Below are 15,843 nucleotides of genomic sequence, written 5' to 3'. Positions count from 1 at the left end.
TCCTTAGATAACAGCCCCTTACTATTGCAAGCCTGACATACAAATCGACACTCGATTAACCCGAATTGACAAGGAACTGTTACACATTTTGCGCATCCCCACGGGCCAGAAATTCGTTTAAAGTGGACAGCTGTACTATTTTTGAACGCAGGGAACCGAAACCAGCCAGGATCAATCCGCAGCTGGTAAGGCAACAGGAGCAGGATGAACTTCGATCAGTTTCGGCGTCTGGGACGCAAAGGCAAGGGTGCTGGCAGCGGGCAGCAGGCCAAGGGGCTACAGGATAATGAGCCGGGCTTCGGCTCGGACTACGGCATGCACGTGCGGTCGGACCGCTTCATCAAGACCCTGAAAGGCTGGTACGCCCGAACCCGCGAACAGGAAGATCTGGGGCCATTCGAATCCTGGGCGGAAGCCAGCGAAGCCCTGGAGGACTATATTCGGGGCTGCAAGCGGCTGACCGCCCGCCATTTCTCGTCACCCACCCATTACGGCATCCAGATCCACGATCCGGATACCTGCACCAAGGCGCTGTGCGCCGTCTGCATTGAGGCGAAACTGCACTTTATCGAGGCTAGCGGCAGTGCGGCCAAGGGGAGAACAGCACCCGCACGGGACGACGACGGCCACTGAATGGCCGCTTGGGCTCAGGGCGCCTTGCCGTCGTTCAGCGCAAGTGCGCCGCGGACAATGCGGTAGATCAACCAGATCGAAATACCCAGCAGGATGAACCAGCCTATCAGGATCGGGATGGTCACAATGCTGATCACCGTCCACAACAAGCCGAACCAGAAGGTGCGGATCTGCCAGCGGAAATGGGGTTCGACCCAGGTCCCCCTGACTTCATCCAGCTTGATGTAGTTGATGATAACCGCCACCAGGCCGGTCACACCGCCCAGAAAGAAGGACAATGCCTGCAGGATATAAACAACCACGGCCAGGTTGCGGGCGGGATCGGCGCGGCGCTCGGTGGGCTCGCTGTTTGCGGGGATGTATTCGGGTTCTGCCAAGGCTGCTCTCCTGAGGTACGGCTTTTGCCGAGTCTACCACAGCAGGAGAACCCGCAAAGAGCCACCCGCACCATCCTCAGAATCCAATTGCCAGAAAACAGCAAAGCCCCGCCCGACAACCAGCCATGCGAACATGACCGGTTGCCCGGCAGGGCTCTGATCAGCGCCGGAATCAGGCGCCGATTACGCCGCCGTCGTCACGGGTGACGATGACAGTCGCGTCACGGGGACGGGCTTCCGCCGCGTTCGGCCAGTTGGCTTTCGGGTGCTGGATGTTTACGAACATGGTCTTGCTGTCCGGGGTGGTCACCACGCCTGTCACTTCGCAACCCTGCGGGCCCACGAAGAAACGCTTGATTTCCCGGGTGACCGGGTTGGCCGCCAGCATCATCTGGTTGCCGAATACCTCGTTGCTGTAGCCATCGGTCTGGATCCACAGGCGGCCGTTGTAGTCAAACCACAGGCCATCCGGGCTGTTGAAGATGTTGCTGTCGTCCAGGGTGACCACTGCTTCACCATCAACCACGGTTTCGGTGCCCTGCTCGCCGGCAAATACAAAGATGTCCCATTCGAAACTGGTGGCCGTGTAGTCACTACCGGCCTCGGCCCAGCGAATGATGTGGCCGTTGATGTTGTTGATCACCGGGTTGGCGGCATCGATGTCGTCGGCGGTGCGCTTGCTGTTGTTGGTGAGGGTGAAGTACACCTCGCCGCTGTTCGGGTCGATCGCGCCCCACTCGGGACGGTCCATCGGGGTAGCACCGGCAATGTCCGCTGCCAGACGGGTGTTGACCAGCACGTCGGCCTGGTTCTCGAAACCGTCAAAGGCAATGGCGCCAACAGTGGTGCCCACTGCTGCATCCACCTTGGCCTTGAAGCCGGCATCGCTCAGGTCCAGCGGCAGCCATTCACCGGTGCCGTCTTCGTTGAAACGGGCCACGTAAAGCGTGCCCTGGTTCAGCAGGTGGCCACCGGCGGTCGCCGCGTAATAGGGCTGGGCAGAGACAAACTTGTAGATGTATTCATAACGGGAATCGTCACCGGAGTAACACACCACCGGCTCACCTTCGGTTACCGGAGCGAAGATAACCCCTTCGTGAGCAAAGCGGCCCAGGGCGGTACGCTTCTGCGGCCGGCTTTCCGGGGCGAACGGATCGATTTCCACCATGTAGCCATAGGTGTTGGCTTCGTTGCGGTAGTCCAGATCGGCAGTAGCGGCGATGGCCGTGACGTTGAAGCGAACGTACTCATCGGCGGCGTTGTCGGCCAGTTCCCAGTCATAGCGGCGGGAGGCCGAGCCAGTACCGTAGCGGGCCTGCTCGCGGGTGATAGCGCCCTTGTTGGCGAAATAGCCCGCCCAGTTTTCCTCAGCCGTCAGGTAGGTGCCCCAGGGCGTCGGACCCATGGCACAGTTGTTCAGGGTGCCGCGTGTCTGGTTGGCGAGCGGGCTGAACCGGGTGACCAGCTTGCTGTAGCCACTGACCGGACCACGGATATCCATCTCGGTACCACCGGTTACCCGACGGTTGTAGGGGCTGCCATGAACCACCGCCCACTCACCATCGGCACCCTGCTTGATATGGATAACGGATACGCCGTGCGCGGCGATTTCCTTGCGGACTTCATCGGCAGGGCGGGAGATAATCACACCGTCAAGATTGCTCTCCCCGGTCGCGCCAGCCGGATGAATATGGGTCTGGTTGATGTACTCGTGGTTCATCACCAGCAGGCCTTCGGTAGAGCTGTTGCCGCCGGCCTTCAGATCGATCGGGAAGAAATGCATGCCATCGTGGTGCATCCCCACCTGCTGTTCCTGCTCCTCACCGGTGTTGCTGCCGTCGGCTCGGTACTCCGGCAGGCTGCCGGTCAGCGGGGTACCCCAGGGTACGAAGGCTTTGGCAGTGTAACCTTCCGGCACCACAACGCTGTTGGCGGTAGAAACGGCAACCGGTTTGAAACCCAGCTCGGTGGCCGACGGGGTGTCGCCATCCGGCGCCGGAGTTGACGGTGTGGCGACGGCATCGTCGTCGTCATCGGAACAACCGGCCAGGGAGAGCCCCATCACACTGGCCAGGGCGGCGCCCATGCCACCTTTCATCACGGAACGGCGCTTCAAGCGGGACGCCAGTACTGATTCAAACGGGGTATTGCCGGAGTGGTTGACTACCGGCTCGTAATTGGGGTCGTTGTAGTTGGGGTCAATGTCATGCTTTGCCATTTTCGGTCTCTCTCAGGGAGTTTCAGGTTCAACGTTTCGAAATCAACGTTTCAGGATCAACACAGTGCTGTGAAGTTTCCCGTCACCCCATGACAAACCGGTGAACAATTGGCGGCAGTTCTGTTAACAAATTCTGACAGCCATAATGACCGGCCATAAACAGCAAAGCCCGCCGGAGGTGGCGGGCTTTGCTGTTTATAACGATGTAGCAAACAAGTCGACAGTCGGACTTGACGGATTATTCCGCGTTTTCCTTGGTGATGTCGTCGTAGCCGTCCTGCACGGCATCGCCGGCTTCCTCAGCGGCTTCACCGATACGCTCACCGGTCTCCTTGGCAGCATCCTTGGTTTGCTCCCAGGCGCTATCGGTCTGGCCGGTGGCCTCTTCAACCGCGTCGCCCATGGCGTCGCCGGCATCCTGCGCCATGTCCGCCGCATTGTCCGCAGCCTGCTCGACATCAACACCTTGCTCGTTGCTGCTGTCGTCGCTGCAGGCCGCCAGACCAAGGGTCATTACCAGAGCCAGAGCAGTCAGTGTGAATTTGTTCATAACAATTCCTTCCATTGGCAGATAAATGTCCGGGACAGAGTCTACGTCTGCGGGCAGGGTCAGCACAATTACGGGGGGATTACCTTTTTTTCAGAAAAGACAACAGGTTATAAACACCAACCACCTTTCAACCCGGGAGTTCAGGCTCAGGGCTGTCAACCCGGGAGTTCAGGTTCAGGCCTGGTTGATCACCCTGCCATCCAGCACCAGCAAATGGTCAAACCGCACCAGCTGCCCGCGCCCCAGAATCAGGAATTCCTGTCCGGCCCGGACAAACAGGTCCCGGACCACATCATGAACGGTCTGGATCTGGCCAGCTTCATCCCGGTAGACAATTTCCAGCAGGGTTTCCGCACAACGATAGTCCTGCAACTGCTCCTGGAGTGACCAGGTGGCGGACTGCCAGTTCTCTGAGGTAGGTGTCTCTGTACTCATCGCTGATTCATCCCTGTTATGTGCAGCGCATTGGTTCTGTCATGCAGTGAGTTACAGCGTGCCCAGCCGGGCACCTGACTAGTTTGGTTCACATCCCGCGAGTTCGCCAACCAGAGCGGAATGGATTTTTATCAATTTTTGATCAGTTCGGGTTTGATTTTTGACTGACTTATTGCCATATTGTCGGACAACATATCAAAACAAGCCGTCGACCCGGAGGAAAGACTGATGAGCACTCAACCCAGCACCAGCGCCAAGGCACCCGCTGCGAACCCCAGTGACAAGGCTTCGCCGGCCGCAAGCAACGACGCCCAAGGCCGCCACTGGTCGGACCCGAAGCGTTACCTCTGGCTAATGAGCCCGGCACTGCCCGGAGTGGGTCTGGCGGCCCTGGCAGGCTATGCCATTGCCCCAAAGAAACTGAAGGCACTGGCCTGGACCGGGCCCGCACTGATTCACGGCATCATTCCGGCACTGGACCGACTGGTGGGCGAGGACGCAAGCAACCCGCCGGAAGCGGCGGTGCCGTCCCTGGAACAGGACAAGTATTACGACTTCATTGTGAAGGCCTTTATCCCGACCCAGTACGCCATGACCTTCCTGGGAGCCTGGCTGGCCAGCCGCAAGAATGTGCCGCTGGAAGACAAGATCGGTATTACCCTCACCGTGGGCGGCATCAACGGCCTGGGGATCAATACCGGCCATGAGCTGGGTCACAAGTCGAGCAAGGTCAACAAGCTGGCGTCGATGGCTGCGCTCGCGCCGACGGGCTACACCCACTTTGTGGTAGAGCACAACTTTGGCCACCACAAGCGGGTCGCAACTCCGGAAGATCCGGCCACCAGCCGGATGGGGGAGAGTTTCTGGAAATTCCTGCCACGCACGGTGGTGGGCGGCATCAAATCCGCCATCGAGATTGAAAAGTCCCGGCTGAAGCGCCGCGGCAAGGGGTTCTGGAGTCTGGAGAACGAACTGCTGCAGGGCTGGGCGATGACCGCCGGTTTCTTTGGTGCCACCACCCTCGCCTGTGGCCCGCGTGCCCTGCCGTTCCTTGTAGCCCAGGCCGCCTATGGCGCCAGCCTGCTGGAAACGGTTAACTATATGGAACACTACGGCCTGTTGCGCCAGAAAGACGCCAGCGGCAAGTACGAGCGCACCCAGCCGGAACACAGCTGGAACAGCAACCACATCATTACCAATCTGGTGCTGTACCAGCTGCAGCGTCATTCCGATCACCATGCCCACCCGACCCGCAAGTTCCAGGCCCTGCGTCACTTCGGAGAGGCACCGCAACTGCCGGGCGGCTACGCATCACTGATCCTGCCAGCGTACCTGCCGTCAACGTGGTACGAGATGATGGATAAGCGGGTGATCGACCACTATGAGGGCGATCTTACCCGCATTAACTGGGATCCGGAGCGCAAGGACGAGCTGATGGCAAAATACGCGGATTACGCGGCCAGGGTAGCCGCGGAAGCCAGCGCACGGCGGGAAGCCCGGGCGGACTCCGCAGCGGCCTGATAGCCCGGCTGAGCGTCAGAACCAGTCTGCCTGCATGTTCAGGCAGGTGTCGTCCTGATTGCGCAGCAACACCAGGTCCTGCGCCACGGTGGGCAGTTCCCAGTGAAAGAAGTACTGCGCCGCCTGCAGTTTGCCCTGGTAGAAATGCCGGTCATCATCAGTGGCCGCGTCTGCCAGGGCCTTCGCCGCCGCGTTGGCCTGCCGCAGCCACATCCAGGCCACCACAATATGACCGAACAGGTGCAGGTAGACCGAGGCATTGGCCAGCACCCGCTCCGGACTGTCCTGCATCAGCGTCTTGCCCAGGCTCTGGGTCACCTTCACCGCCTGTTGCAGGGTCTCACTGAGCGACAGGGCCCACTGCTGGCATCGGGCGGTGGTGGCGGCCTCCAGGTCAACCTGCATGGCCTGCATCAACAACTGCAGGCCATGACTCTGGTCCTGCCAGATCTTGCGGCCCAGCAGGTCCAGGGCCTGGATGCCGTTGGTACCTTCGTGGATCGGATTCAGCCGGTTATCCCGCCAACATTGCTCCACCGGGTACTCGCGGGTATAGCCGGCGCCCCCGTAGACCTGGATCGCCAGGTCGTTGGCTTTCGGGCCGAATTCCGAGGGCCATGCCTTCATTACCGGTGTCAGCAGGTCCAGCAGCTTACCCGCTTCCAGCCGCTTCTGCGGGTCCGGATGGGTGTGCTGGTCGTCCACCAGGCGTGCGCCATAGAGGCACAACGCCAGGCCGCCCTCACAGTACGCCTTCTGGGCCAGCAGCATACGGCGGACATCGGCATGCTCGATGATGGGCACCTGGGGGGCATCCGGGTTCTTCTCGGCAAGCCTGCGCCCCTGCAGGCGCTCCCGGGCGTAGTCCAGGCTGTGCAGATAACCGCGATAGCCGATGACCGCCGCGCCGAAGCCCACCCCGAGACGGGCCTCGTTCATCATCTGGAACATGTACTTCAGGCCCTGGTGGGGCTCTCCCACCAGGTAGCCGTGACAGGGGGCGTCGTCCCCGAAACTCAGCGCGGTGGAGGTGGTGCCGCGGTACCCCAACTTGTGGATCAGCCCCGCCAGCGCCACGCCGTTGCGCTGTTGCGGATTGCCATCGGCGTCCACCAGGACCTTCGGCACAATGAACAGGGAAATCCCCCGCACCCCCGCCGGCGCGCCCTTTATCCTCGCCAGCACCATGTGAATGATGTTGTCGGTGATGGACTGGTCACCGCCGGAAATGTAGATCTTGGCACCCTTGATCAGGTAATGCCCGCCGTCGGTGGGTGTCGCCGAGGTACGGATGTCCGCCAGTGATGAGCCGGCGTGGGGTTCGGTCAGGGCCATGGTACCGGTGAAACGACCGGACAGCATGTGTGGCAGAAAGGTAGCCTTCTGCTGGTCGTTGCCAAACACCCGGATCAGGTTGGCTGCCGCGGTGGTGAGAAAGGGATACCCGGCGGTACCGGGGTTGGCCGCTGTAAAGAATCCATTACAGGCCGCCATCACCGACTCCGGCAACTGCATGCCGCCCAGCTCGTAATCGTACCGGCCGGCAATAAAACCCGCCTCGGCGTAGGCACGGAAGGCGTCTTTGACCTCCGGCAGCATCTCCACCTGGCCGTTGACGAACCGGGGCTCGTCCTTGTCCGCGGCGCTGTTGTGGGTGGCGAACTTGTCGTGGGCCATGCGGTCGGCGGTTTCAATGACCGCATCAAAGGTCTCGCGACTGTGCTCGCTGAAACGCTCCCGCGCCGTCAGGCTCGCAGTATCCAGTACCTCGTACAGCTGGAACGCCAGATCACGGCGATCGATCAGGGTATCGGTCATTCGGGGTCTCCTGTCAGTCCGGCCCCGATTGTTGCAGCGGCCTCCACCCGAAGCAACCACTCCCTGCCGGATACTGGCGGAGTGATCGTCCCGGAAACCCTTGCCGCGCCGCCGCCGGTCGCCGTAGCACCGGCCAATGCCGGACGTTTACGGCACGGATTATGCTGCATCACAGGTAATGGGCCAATTAACGTCCACAAACGTAAAAATTACTGACAAGAGTGCAACCGTGGGAGGTGTAACTCCATGAACGCACCCGACAAAACCGGCCAGGCAGCCCTGCTCAACCGGCTTTATGATATGAAGCAGAAACAACTCCAACAGGCCAGCGGGCAGGCCGACAGCCTGCGTTATCAGGTACTTGCAGCGGAAGCACAGGCCATCAGCGATGCCCTCAAGGCCCTGCAGTAGCGTGTTGCCGGCCTGAGGACCAGGCCGGCGGTCGATCAGGGTTGGCGCGGAGCGTCATCAATGTCGTCATAGCCGGTAATCATCGGCTTGATGTGACTGGTCAGTTTGTGACCCATTGTGGTCATGTAAACGTGACCAATTATGACTACCAGAGCATTCGGGGACAGACCTCAGGTCTGGCCCCGGAACTGAAGTGGACAAGTTTAATCAGACGGTGCGGATTCGCACGGGCAGGCCTTGGCGTACGGCGGCGCCGGAGACGTTTTCCAGCCAGGTGGCTGTCTGGTCGGTGCGGGTCGGGTCGGCAAATCCGAGGTCGTTTATGTTCACGCCGGCACCGAGGTAGGGGTTGCCGGGACGTTCTTCGCCGTCGATCACGTGGCCGGCGGCACCGAGTTCGCGGTGGCCGTAGCCATGTTCGATGCCGATCGCGCCTTCGTGCACACCGTCACCCACCAGCGCCAGTGCCAGTACCTTGCCGCCCGGGCTTTCGATGCTGATGGTGTCACCGTGTTGCACACCAAACTTCTCGGCATCTTTGCGGTTGATCAGCACCGGGTTGTAGGGTTTGATCATACGCAGGCGCTCCAGGCCGATGGCGTAGGAGTTCATCAGGTTGCTCTTGAACGAGAACGCCAGCAGTGGCCATTCGTTTTCCGGGAAGTGCTCCCGCATCAGCGAGCCATCCCAGAAGCGCGGCGGATGGTACATGGGAGTACCGGTCAGGCGCTTGCCGCTGTAGCTGTCGATGGCTGTGCCCACATCTTCGTTGTAGACACACAGCGGGCGACTCCAGGCGTGGCCCAGTTTATCGCCGTCGTAGGCTTTTTCCATGGTCTCGAAGCGGCCACCGCGGGAATACAGGTGCGCCACCGGGCCCACTTCGTCTTCCGCCACGGTAGACTTGATACGATCCATCAACGGCTCGATACCACCGGCCACAATGTCTTCCTCGCTGGGCGCAGACAGCGGCTTGCCAGTCATCGCAATGTTCGCCGCCGCACGCAGGTAAAAGTCCTCGGCGCGGTTGAGCGGATGCATGGTGCCATCGGCACCGGCAATCACATCATCACCAAAGCCCGGCAGGCTCAGCTTCTTGCCAAGTTCAATGAAGAAGGCGTCCAGGCTCACCGGCTCGCCGGCGGCAGTCTTCACCTGGCGAGGCTCCACCACTGGCCAGCAGGCAGTAGTCATCTTGGTGAGCGTACCGCTCCAGGCTCCGGTAAAGCCCCATACTTCATACATCACGGAATCCGGCACAATGTAGTCGGCAAAGCGATTGGTTTCGTTGATGAAACCATCCACCGCCACAAACAGGCCGATGTTCTTCGGGTCTTTCAGCTTCTCTTCGATGACGGAAGTCAGGCCGGCTTGGCCATACAGCGGGTTGGCCATGGCACTGATCATCGCCTTGATGCGATACGGGTAGCCATCCAGTCCAGACATCAAATGCTCGGTCAGAATCGGCGGCGCCAGCTTGCGCCACGGGCCTTCAGCCGGGTACGGAGACTGGCCACTGGCCACCTTGCGCTTGTACTCGGAAGACTTCTCGTACGGGAACCGTGAACGGCTCAGGAAAATACCCTTCGGGCCGACCTTACCGGGGAAATCTGCCAGATCGTATCGGGGGCCTTTGCCTACTCCATTGAAAGAGCCACCACCCTTGGCCACGCCGCCTTTATGGTTAAAGCTGCCCGCCAGCACGTTCAGCATGTTCACGCTGAAAGAGGCGTAGAAGCCCGCACCAGACATCATGCCACCGTGGGCATCGGCTGCTGACTGCCGGCCGTGGCTGGCAAACTTCTTCGCCAGCCGGCGGATGATTTCCGCATCAATACCGCAGATATCAGCGTATTCTTCAATGCTGTACTTCTGCGCTTCTGCACGCAGCTTGAACAGGGAACTGCGCACCACAACCGGGCCGTTGCCGGTTTCTACGGTACGCTCCACAAACAGCTCGGCACTGCTGGCCACTTCGGAGCTTGCCAGCTCGCCATTGGCATCAACAACCACCGGCACATCGTCTTCAGCGCCCGCAGTGGCGCGGCCGATATCGCTCATACGCAGGAAGTAACCGGCCCGCGGGTGAGCATCGTCGTCAATCACCAGGTGCGTGGCGTTGGAGTGGCCTTTTTCACCGGCAGCCTGGGCCGCCGCATTACCCGGGATGGCCAGGTAATCCTTGGCGTAGCCATCGTTCTCCAGCATCCAGCGCATCAGGCCCATGGTCAGCGCGGGGTCTGTGCCCGGCAGAATGGAAATCCAGTTATTGCGCTCGCCCGCCGCGTGAGACGCAGCCGCTGTCAAAGCCGGGTCGATCACCACGTATTCCAGGTCACCCTTGGTGCGAGCCTGGGCCAGCATACGGCCCTGGCGCTTGAACGGGTTACCGGCCTGGCTGGGCGCGGTGCCGATGAACAGCGCAAATTTGGTGTTGGCGAAGTCCGGCTTAACGTGGGCGTTCTTGGCGAGGTCGTTCATCACCGCGCCGGAACCCATACGGAACGCCAGGCCACAGTAGGCACCGTGGTGGCCGTAGTTGCGGGTACCAAAAGCGTTCCAGGCGAACCGCTTCAGCAGCGCAGAACGGCCGTAATCGGTGGCTTCCATTACCAGCAACTGGTTGGCCTTGGGGCCGTATTCCGGGTTTTTCGGGTCCAGCGGGGTTTCGATATCGCGAATGGCACGCAGGCCTTCCACGTTACCTTCGCCGAACAGGTCACCGCCTTCCACAATTTCATCCAGTAGCTGCTCGAACGGAACGGATTCCCACTGGTTGCTGCCCCGCGGCCCTACCCGCTTCAGGCAGGTGAGTACGCGCTGGTCGCTGGTGAGCTGGGCCATGGCGGCGTTGCCACGGGCACAGGCCGTAGACCGGTTCAGCTGGCCCTGGTCCTTGAAGTTACTCATCTGGCGGAACGCATCCATTACCGGCGTGTTCTCGTCCAGGTGCTCGTCAGAAGACAACGGGTGGTACGGGTTACCAGACACCCGCAGAACCTTGTCCTGCTCTTTATCAATCCGTACCCGCACGCCGCACTTGGTGGTGCAGCCATAGCACACGGTGAAGGCAATGCGCTGGCCCGGGTTCAGTTTTACTTCACCGGTGGTGGGGTCTACGGAATACTCCGGCGCCAGGCTGTTGGCGTGCAGCCGGTCGTTAGTCGGTTTGCCAGAGGTGCCGTTCACCAGGCCCTTGGCCATTTTTTCCAGCGGATCGTAGTAGCCCGCCGCGAAGGTAGCAACACCGCCAGCAGCCGCTGCTCCTTTCAGAAAATTACGACGATTCTTGTCCATAACTATGCTCCGCCCTTAATCAGTGGCTGCCAGCCTGGAGGCCTTTCTTCCAGGGCACCAGGATGTCGATAATCAGTAACGCTGCCAGCCACAACCCGAAGGTGCCGACAATTCCAAGCAAGCCACTGGAGCCTGCCTCTACGGCGTATTGGTAATAACCTGCGGTATTCTTGGCCACGGTTTGCACTTCCATCAGCACCATCCAGCGGAAGGTCCACCCGATGTGCACCGCCAGCAGGCCGGCAATCCAGGCACGGGTCATCCAGCCCGGGCGGCGCAGCATGGCAATGGTGGCCAGGGTCAGCACAATGCCTACCGCCAGGCCGTAAATGGCTACCAGGCGCCATTCCGCGTTGCCTTTCAAAGATTCAAACGCTGCTTCAACAGACGGGCTGAAACCGGTAATGCCTTCGGATACCCAAAGCGCCGCCACAATTGCCGCCAGCGCCATACTCACAAAGATCACCTTCAGGCCTTGCCGGTTGATCTCTTCATCGTTACCGGTCATCAAGCGGTTGATCAGAACCACCAGCCCAGAGGCCGCCACCAGGCCAGTCAGCACAAACATCACCGGCAGCCAGTTGGTGTGCCACAGCGGGCGGGATTTCAGAATGGCTACTTCTGCCCCGGTGTACAGCATGATGCCGAAGGCAAAGGCCAGGGCACCCAACCCCGCCAGCACCAGCATCCAGCGCGGTGCCTGCCAGCTACCCATGCTGATCCAGCCTGACAACTTGCCAATCCAGCCAGGCTCCTGTGCCTGCTCCTGCATGGCCGGGCGCCACGCCAGCCAGGCATAGGCCAGCACCATCACCAGGTACAGCGGCAGCAACAAACTGCCGATAGACATCCAGGACTGGGTGTTCAGGTTGGCGTAGAAGTGCCAGAACCGCAGCGGCTGGTGCAAATCCGCCAGCAGCGCCACCGGCCCCACCAGGGTGCAGGTAACGGTAACCAGCAAGGCCACCTTGGCCAGTGGCTGATAGTTCTTGTTACCGAAAATCAGCCCCGGCACCGTCAGCAACAGCGCCGAGTAAGAGACCGCAATCATGAAAAAGTACTGCACCGCCCAGGGGTACCAGGCAATGCCATAGCGAGGGGTAAGAACCTCAATGGCCATCGAATTCATAACCGATCTCCTTACCTTCCTGAGTACGCACATCCCAAATGGCCGGCTTGGCCTGTGGGCGAGACATAAACCGCTCTTCCATGCCGAGATAGAACACGTGGGGGGCGGTGCCCATTTCCGGCTTCAGCACCATCAGGTCTTCGTAGTGCTCTTTCATCATGCGGCTGATCTGGCTGTCCGGGTCGTTCAGGTCGCCAATAATCCGCGCGCCACCCACACAGGATTCCACACAGGCCGGCAGCAGGCCTACATCCAGGCGGTGCGCACAGAAGGTGCACTTGTCGGCTGTCTGGGTGTGTTCGTTAATGAAGCGGGCATCGTACGGGCAGGCCTGTACACAATAGGCACAGCCGACACAGACATCGTTATCCACCACCACAATGCCGTCCTGGCGCTGGAAGGTCGCCTCTACCGGGCACACCGGCACGCAAGGCGGGTTGTCGCAGTGGTTACACAGGCGCGGCAGCATGAACGTAGCAATATCGCCGGTTTCCTCATGCTCCACCTCGTACTGGGAAACAATCGTACGGAAACTGCCCAGCGGCGCCTCGTTCTCGATATGGCAAGACACCGTACAGGCCTGGCAGCCAATACAGGCCCGCAAGTCAATCAGCATGGCGTAGCGCTTGGAGGGATCACCTTCACGGCGCGGGGGTTGGGCATTGATACCGGCAGAAGCAAGGCTGCTTAAAGGAACCAGTGCTGCACCGGCGGTGAGCTTGGCGATCTGCCCGAGCAAGGCCCGGCGGAGTTTGTCCATGGAATCACCTGCGTGATAAGTCGGTTTCTAACTACCACGGACATTAACAAAGCAGGCTTGCAGGAATTTGATATCGATCAGTTACCAGACCAACAACGTCAACGGTTACGAACAACTACTTACAATCAGAACGCTCAGGAAGAAATGGGGTTGCTGACCATTTCCGGCGGGCCAGTTAATTCTTGCCTGCGCCTTTGACCTCGCACTCCCACAGAGTACACACGCGCCAACCAAGTTCCTTTAGTTCGGCAAGATTCCGTTGATCTCCGGCAATATTCCCTTCAATTTTCTCGTGCCAGAACTCTGGACCCAGGCCAGTGTCCCTGGACTTGGGAGGATGATCGGGGACAGACCTGAGGTCAGTCCCCTCGGTAATTGACGCGCAGGTCACAGCCCGGCAGCCACCTCGGTACCCTGGCGAATGGCACGCTTGGCGTCGAGTTCCTCGGCAACATCGGCGCCGCCAATCAGCGTGGCCCTGACCCCGCGGGCGGTGAGCTGGTCAAACAGTTCCCGCAGGGGCTCCTGGCCGGCGCAGATGATGACATGATCAACAGCCAGCAGGCGCTGCTCCGGGTGCTTGCCGTCCTTGTCGGTGACGGTGATGTGCAGTCCCTGGTCGTCGATGCGGTCGTAGCTGCAGCCACGCAGCATCTCCACGGCACGGTGCTTGAGGCTGCTGCGGTGGACCCAGCCGGAGGTTTTGCCCAGGCTGGCGCCCACTTTGCTGCTCTTGCGCTGCATCAGGTAGATCTTGCGAGGCGACGAGGTTGGCTGGCGTTCCGCGAGGCCTCCCGGACCTTCGAAGTCGGCCGCCACCCCCCACTCTTTCTGCCACTGGCCGATATCGACCTGCTCGCCTTCCGGGTGATGACTGGCATCGTGGCTGAGGAATTCACTGACATCAAAGCCGATACCCCCCGCACCGATCACCGCCACGGTACTGCCCACCGGCTTGTTGTCACGCAGCACATCCAGGTACCCCAGCACCTTCGGGTGGTCAATGCCTTCGATCGCCGGTGTCCGGGGTTTCACGCCGGTGGCGATGAGCACGTCATCAAAGCCCTCACTGACCAGCTGGTCGACATCCGCCCGGGTGTTCAGGCTCAGTTCGATATCGAGCAGCTCAATCTGGCGCTGGTAATAGCGCAGGGTTTCATAGAACTCTTCCTTGCCCGGGATTCGCTTGGCGTAGTTGAACTGGCCACCAATCCTGTCGTCCGCCTCAAACAGGGTCACCCGGTGGCCACGTTTGGCCGCCGTGGTGGCTGCCGCCAGCCCGGCCGGACCGGCGCCCACCACCGCTACCCGGCGGGCAACCGGCGCCACGGTCAGCACCAGTTCGGTCTCGTGGCAGGCCCGCGGGTTGACCAGGCAGGACGCCCGCTTGTTCTGGAACACATGGTCGAGGCAGGCCTGGTTGCAGGCAATACAGGTATTGATCTCGTCCGCCCGACCCTGCTCGGCCTTGCGGACAAACTCGCTGTCGGCCAGCAACGGCCGCGCCATTGACACCATATCCGCCTTGCCGGCGGCAAGGATCTCCTCGGCTTTTTCCGGGGTGTTGATGCGGTTGGTAGTACACACCGGAATGGCCACTTCGCCATAGAACTTGGCGGTGACGTCGGCAAATCCGCCGCGGGGCACCGAGGTGACGATGGTCGGCACCCTGGCCTCATGCCAGCCGATACCGGTGTTGATGATAGTCGCACCCGCCTGCTCAATGGCCTTGCCGAGGGTGACGATCTGGTCCCAGGTCTGGCCGCCTTCCACCAGGTCCAGCATGGACAGCCGGTAGATAATGATGAACTCCGGGCCCACGGCCTCACGAATGCGGCGGACAATCTCCACCGGCAGCCGCATCCGGTTCTCGTAGGGACCGCCCCACTTGTCGGTGCGCCGGTTGGTGCGCTCGCAGAGGAACTGGTTGATAAAGTAGCCCTCCGAGCCCATCACCTCGACGCCGTCGTAGCCGGCAAACCGGGCCAGTTTTGCAGCACTGACAAAGTCCTCGATTTGCCGCTCGACGCCCCTGGTGGACAGCGCACGGGCCTTGAACGGACTGATGGGTGCCTTGCTGGCGGAGGCTGACACGATCAGCGGCTGATAACCGTAACGGCCGGCATGGAGCAACTGCAGGCAGATCTTGCCCCCCGCTTCATGCACCGCACCGGTAACGTGCCGGTGCAGCAGCGCGGTGGCGCGATTGTTCATGGTGGAAGACAGCGGCGCCAGCTGGCCCACCAGGTTCGGCGAATAACCACCGGTCACCATCAGCCCCACCCCGCCTTCGGCACGCTCGGCAAAGTAACGGGCAAACTTGTGGATGTTCCAGAAGCGGTCTTCCAGCCCGGTGTGCATGGACCCCATCAGCACACGGTTTTTCAGCTCGGTGAAACCCAGGTCCAGGGGCTTGAGAAGATTGGGGTAGGCGGCGGTCATGATCTGCTCTCGGCTGTTCTTGGTGATGGCGCATCGTAGCACAGCCATCTACGACCAAGGTATGACACCAATGCCGTTCATAGAGTTGATTAATGGCAAGCTGACTTGACCTGAGGGTCCTGCCACGTATCATCGGAACTCCTTTTATCCTTACGGAGCGTTCATGACCGAAAGGCCACGCGCACTTTCCGGCACCAATGCCCTGCCCTTCCCGGCCAGCACCTACCTTGGCTGGGGCCGGTTGCCGTACTT

At 60.6% G+C, this 15,843-nt stretch carries 12 protein-coding genes; 3 read left to right on the top strand and 9 right to left on the bottom strand.

The window, feature by feature from the left end; translation table 11 throughout:
* Positions 1-204: 204 nt before the first annotated feature.
* Positions 205-633: a DUF6316 family protein gene (locus CLH61_RS08065; protein ID WP_099614185.1), complete on the top strand. Its 429-nt coding sequence runs from the start codon at positions 205-207 to the stop codon at positions 631-633.
* 14 nt (positions 634-647) lie between these two features.
* On the opposite strand, the gene CLH61_RS08060 is transcribed toward CLH61_RS08065, so the two are convergent.
* The 4 genes from CLH61_RS08060 to CLH61_RS08045 all read right to left on the bottom strand — a co-directional run bounded on the left by CLH61_RS08060 (position 648) and on the right by CLH61_RS08045 (position 4,213).
* A complete protein-coding gene (locus CLH61_RS08060) occupies positions 648-1,010 on the bottom strand; it encodes a DUF4870 family protein (protein WP_099614184.1) in 363 nt (120 codons plus the stop codon).
* A 172-nt stretch (positions 1,011-1,182) separates the two neighbouring features.
* Entirely contained in the window at positions 1,183-3,228 is a 2,046-nt protein-coding gene (locus CLH61_RS08055) for a PhoX family protein (RefSeq protein ID WP_099614183.1), read from the bottom strand.
* 238 nt (positions 3,229-3,466) lie between these two features.
* Positions 3,467-3,778 (bottom strand): hypothetical protein, encoded by a 312-nt coding sequence (locus CLH61_RS08050; protein ID WP_099614182.1) that lies wholly within the window; start codon positions 3,776-3,778, stop codon positions 3,467-3,469.
* Positions 3,779-3,952: 174 nt separating this feature from the next.
* A complete protein-coding gene (locus CLH61_RS08045; RefSeq protein ID WP_228152564.1) occupies positions 3,953-4,213 on the bottom strand; it encodes a hypothetical protein in 261 nt (86 codons plus the stop codon).
* Between the two features lie 228 nt (positions 4,214-4,441).
* Between CLH61_RS08045 and CLH61_RS08040 the strand changes: the two genes are divergently transcribed.
* Complete coding sequence (locus tag CLH61_RS08040; protein ID WP_099614181.1) at positions 4,442-5,734, top strand: alkane 1-monooxygenase; 1,293 nt, start codon at positions 4,442-4,444, stop codon at positions 5,732-5,734.
* Between the two features lie 15 nt (positions 5,735-5,749).
* Here the strand turns inward: CLH61_RS08040 and CLH61_RS08035 are convergent, their stop codons facing one another.
* Complete coding sequence (locus CLH61_RS08035; protein WP_099614180.1) at positions 5,750-7,552, bottom strand: acyl-CoA dehydrogenase; 1,803 nt, start codon at positions 7,550-7,552, stop codon at positions 5,750-5,752.
* 246 nt (positions 7,553-7,798) lie between these two features.
* Here CLH61_RS08035 and CLH61_RS18435 point away from each other — a divergent pair, with 246 nt between their 5' ends.
* Positions 7,799-7,963: a hypothetical protein gene (locus CLH61_RS18435; protein ID WP_170003652.1), complete on the top strand. Its 165-nt coding sequence runs from the start codon at positions 7,799-7,801 to the stop codon at positions 7,961-7,963.
* 207 nt (positions 7,964-8,170) lie between these two features.
* Here CLH61_RS18435 and CLH61_RS08025 read toward each other — a convergent pair whose 3' ends face one another.
* The 4 genes from CLH61_RS08025 to CLH61_RS08005 form a co-directional block, all read right to left on the bottom strand.
* Entirely contained in the window at positions 8,171-11,260 is a 3,090-nt protein-coding gene (locus CLH61_RS08025; RefSeq protein ID WP_099614179.1) for a molybdopterin-dependent oxidoreductase, read from the bottom strand.
* A 19-nt stretch (positions 11,261-11,279) separates the two neighbouring features.
* The gene (gene nrfD, locus CLH61_RS08020; protein WP_099614178.1) at positions 11,280-12,389 is read right to left on the bottom strand and encodes an NrfD/PsrC family molybdoenzyme membrane anchor subunit; all 1,110 of its coding nucleotides are present in this window, start codon (positions 12,387-12,389) and stop codon (positions 11,280-11,282) included.
* Positions 12,370-13,149, bottom strand: a complete 780-nt coding sequence (gene dsrO / locus CLH61_RS08015) for a sulfate reduction electron transfer complex DsrMKJOP subunit DsrO (RefSeq protein ID WP_099614177.1) — start codon at positions 13,147-13,149, stop codon at positions 12,370-12,372. The genes nrfD and dsrO overlap by 20 nt, the downstream gene beginning before the upstream one ends.
* A gap of 387 nt (positions 13,150-13,536) precedes the next feature.
* Positions 13,537-15,591, bottom strand: a complete 2,055-nt coding sequence (locus tag CLH61_RS08005; RefSeq protein WP_099614176.1) for an NADPH-dependent 2,4-dienoyl-CoA reductase — start codon at positions 15,589-15,591, stop codon at positions 13,537-13,539.
* Positions 15,592-15,843: the final 252 nt, after the last annotated feature.

The sequence above is a fragment of the Marinobacter profundi genome, from assembly GCF_002744715.1.
Classification (GTDB): Bacteria; Pseudomonadota; Gammaproteobacteria; order Pseudomonadales; family Oleiphilaceae; genus Marinobacter; species Marinobacter profundi.
The sequence above is the reverse complement of the archived record's forward strand: the minus strand, read 5'-3'. Positions and strand labels throughout refer to the sequence as shown.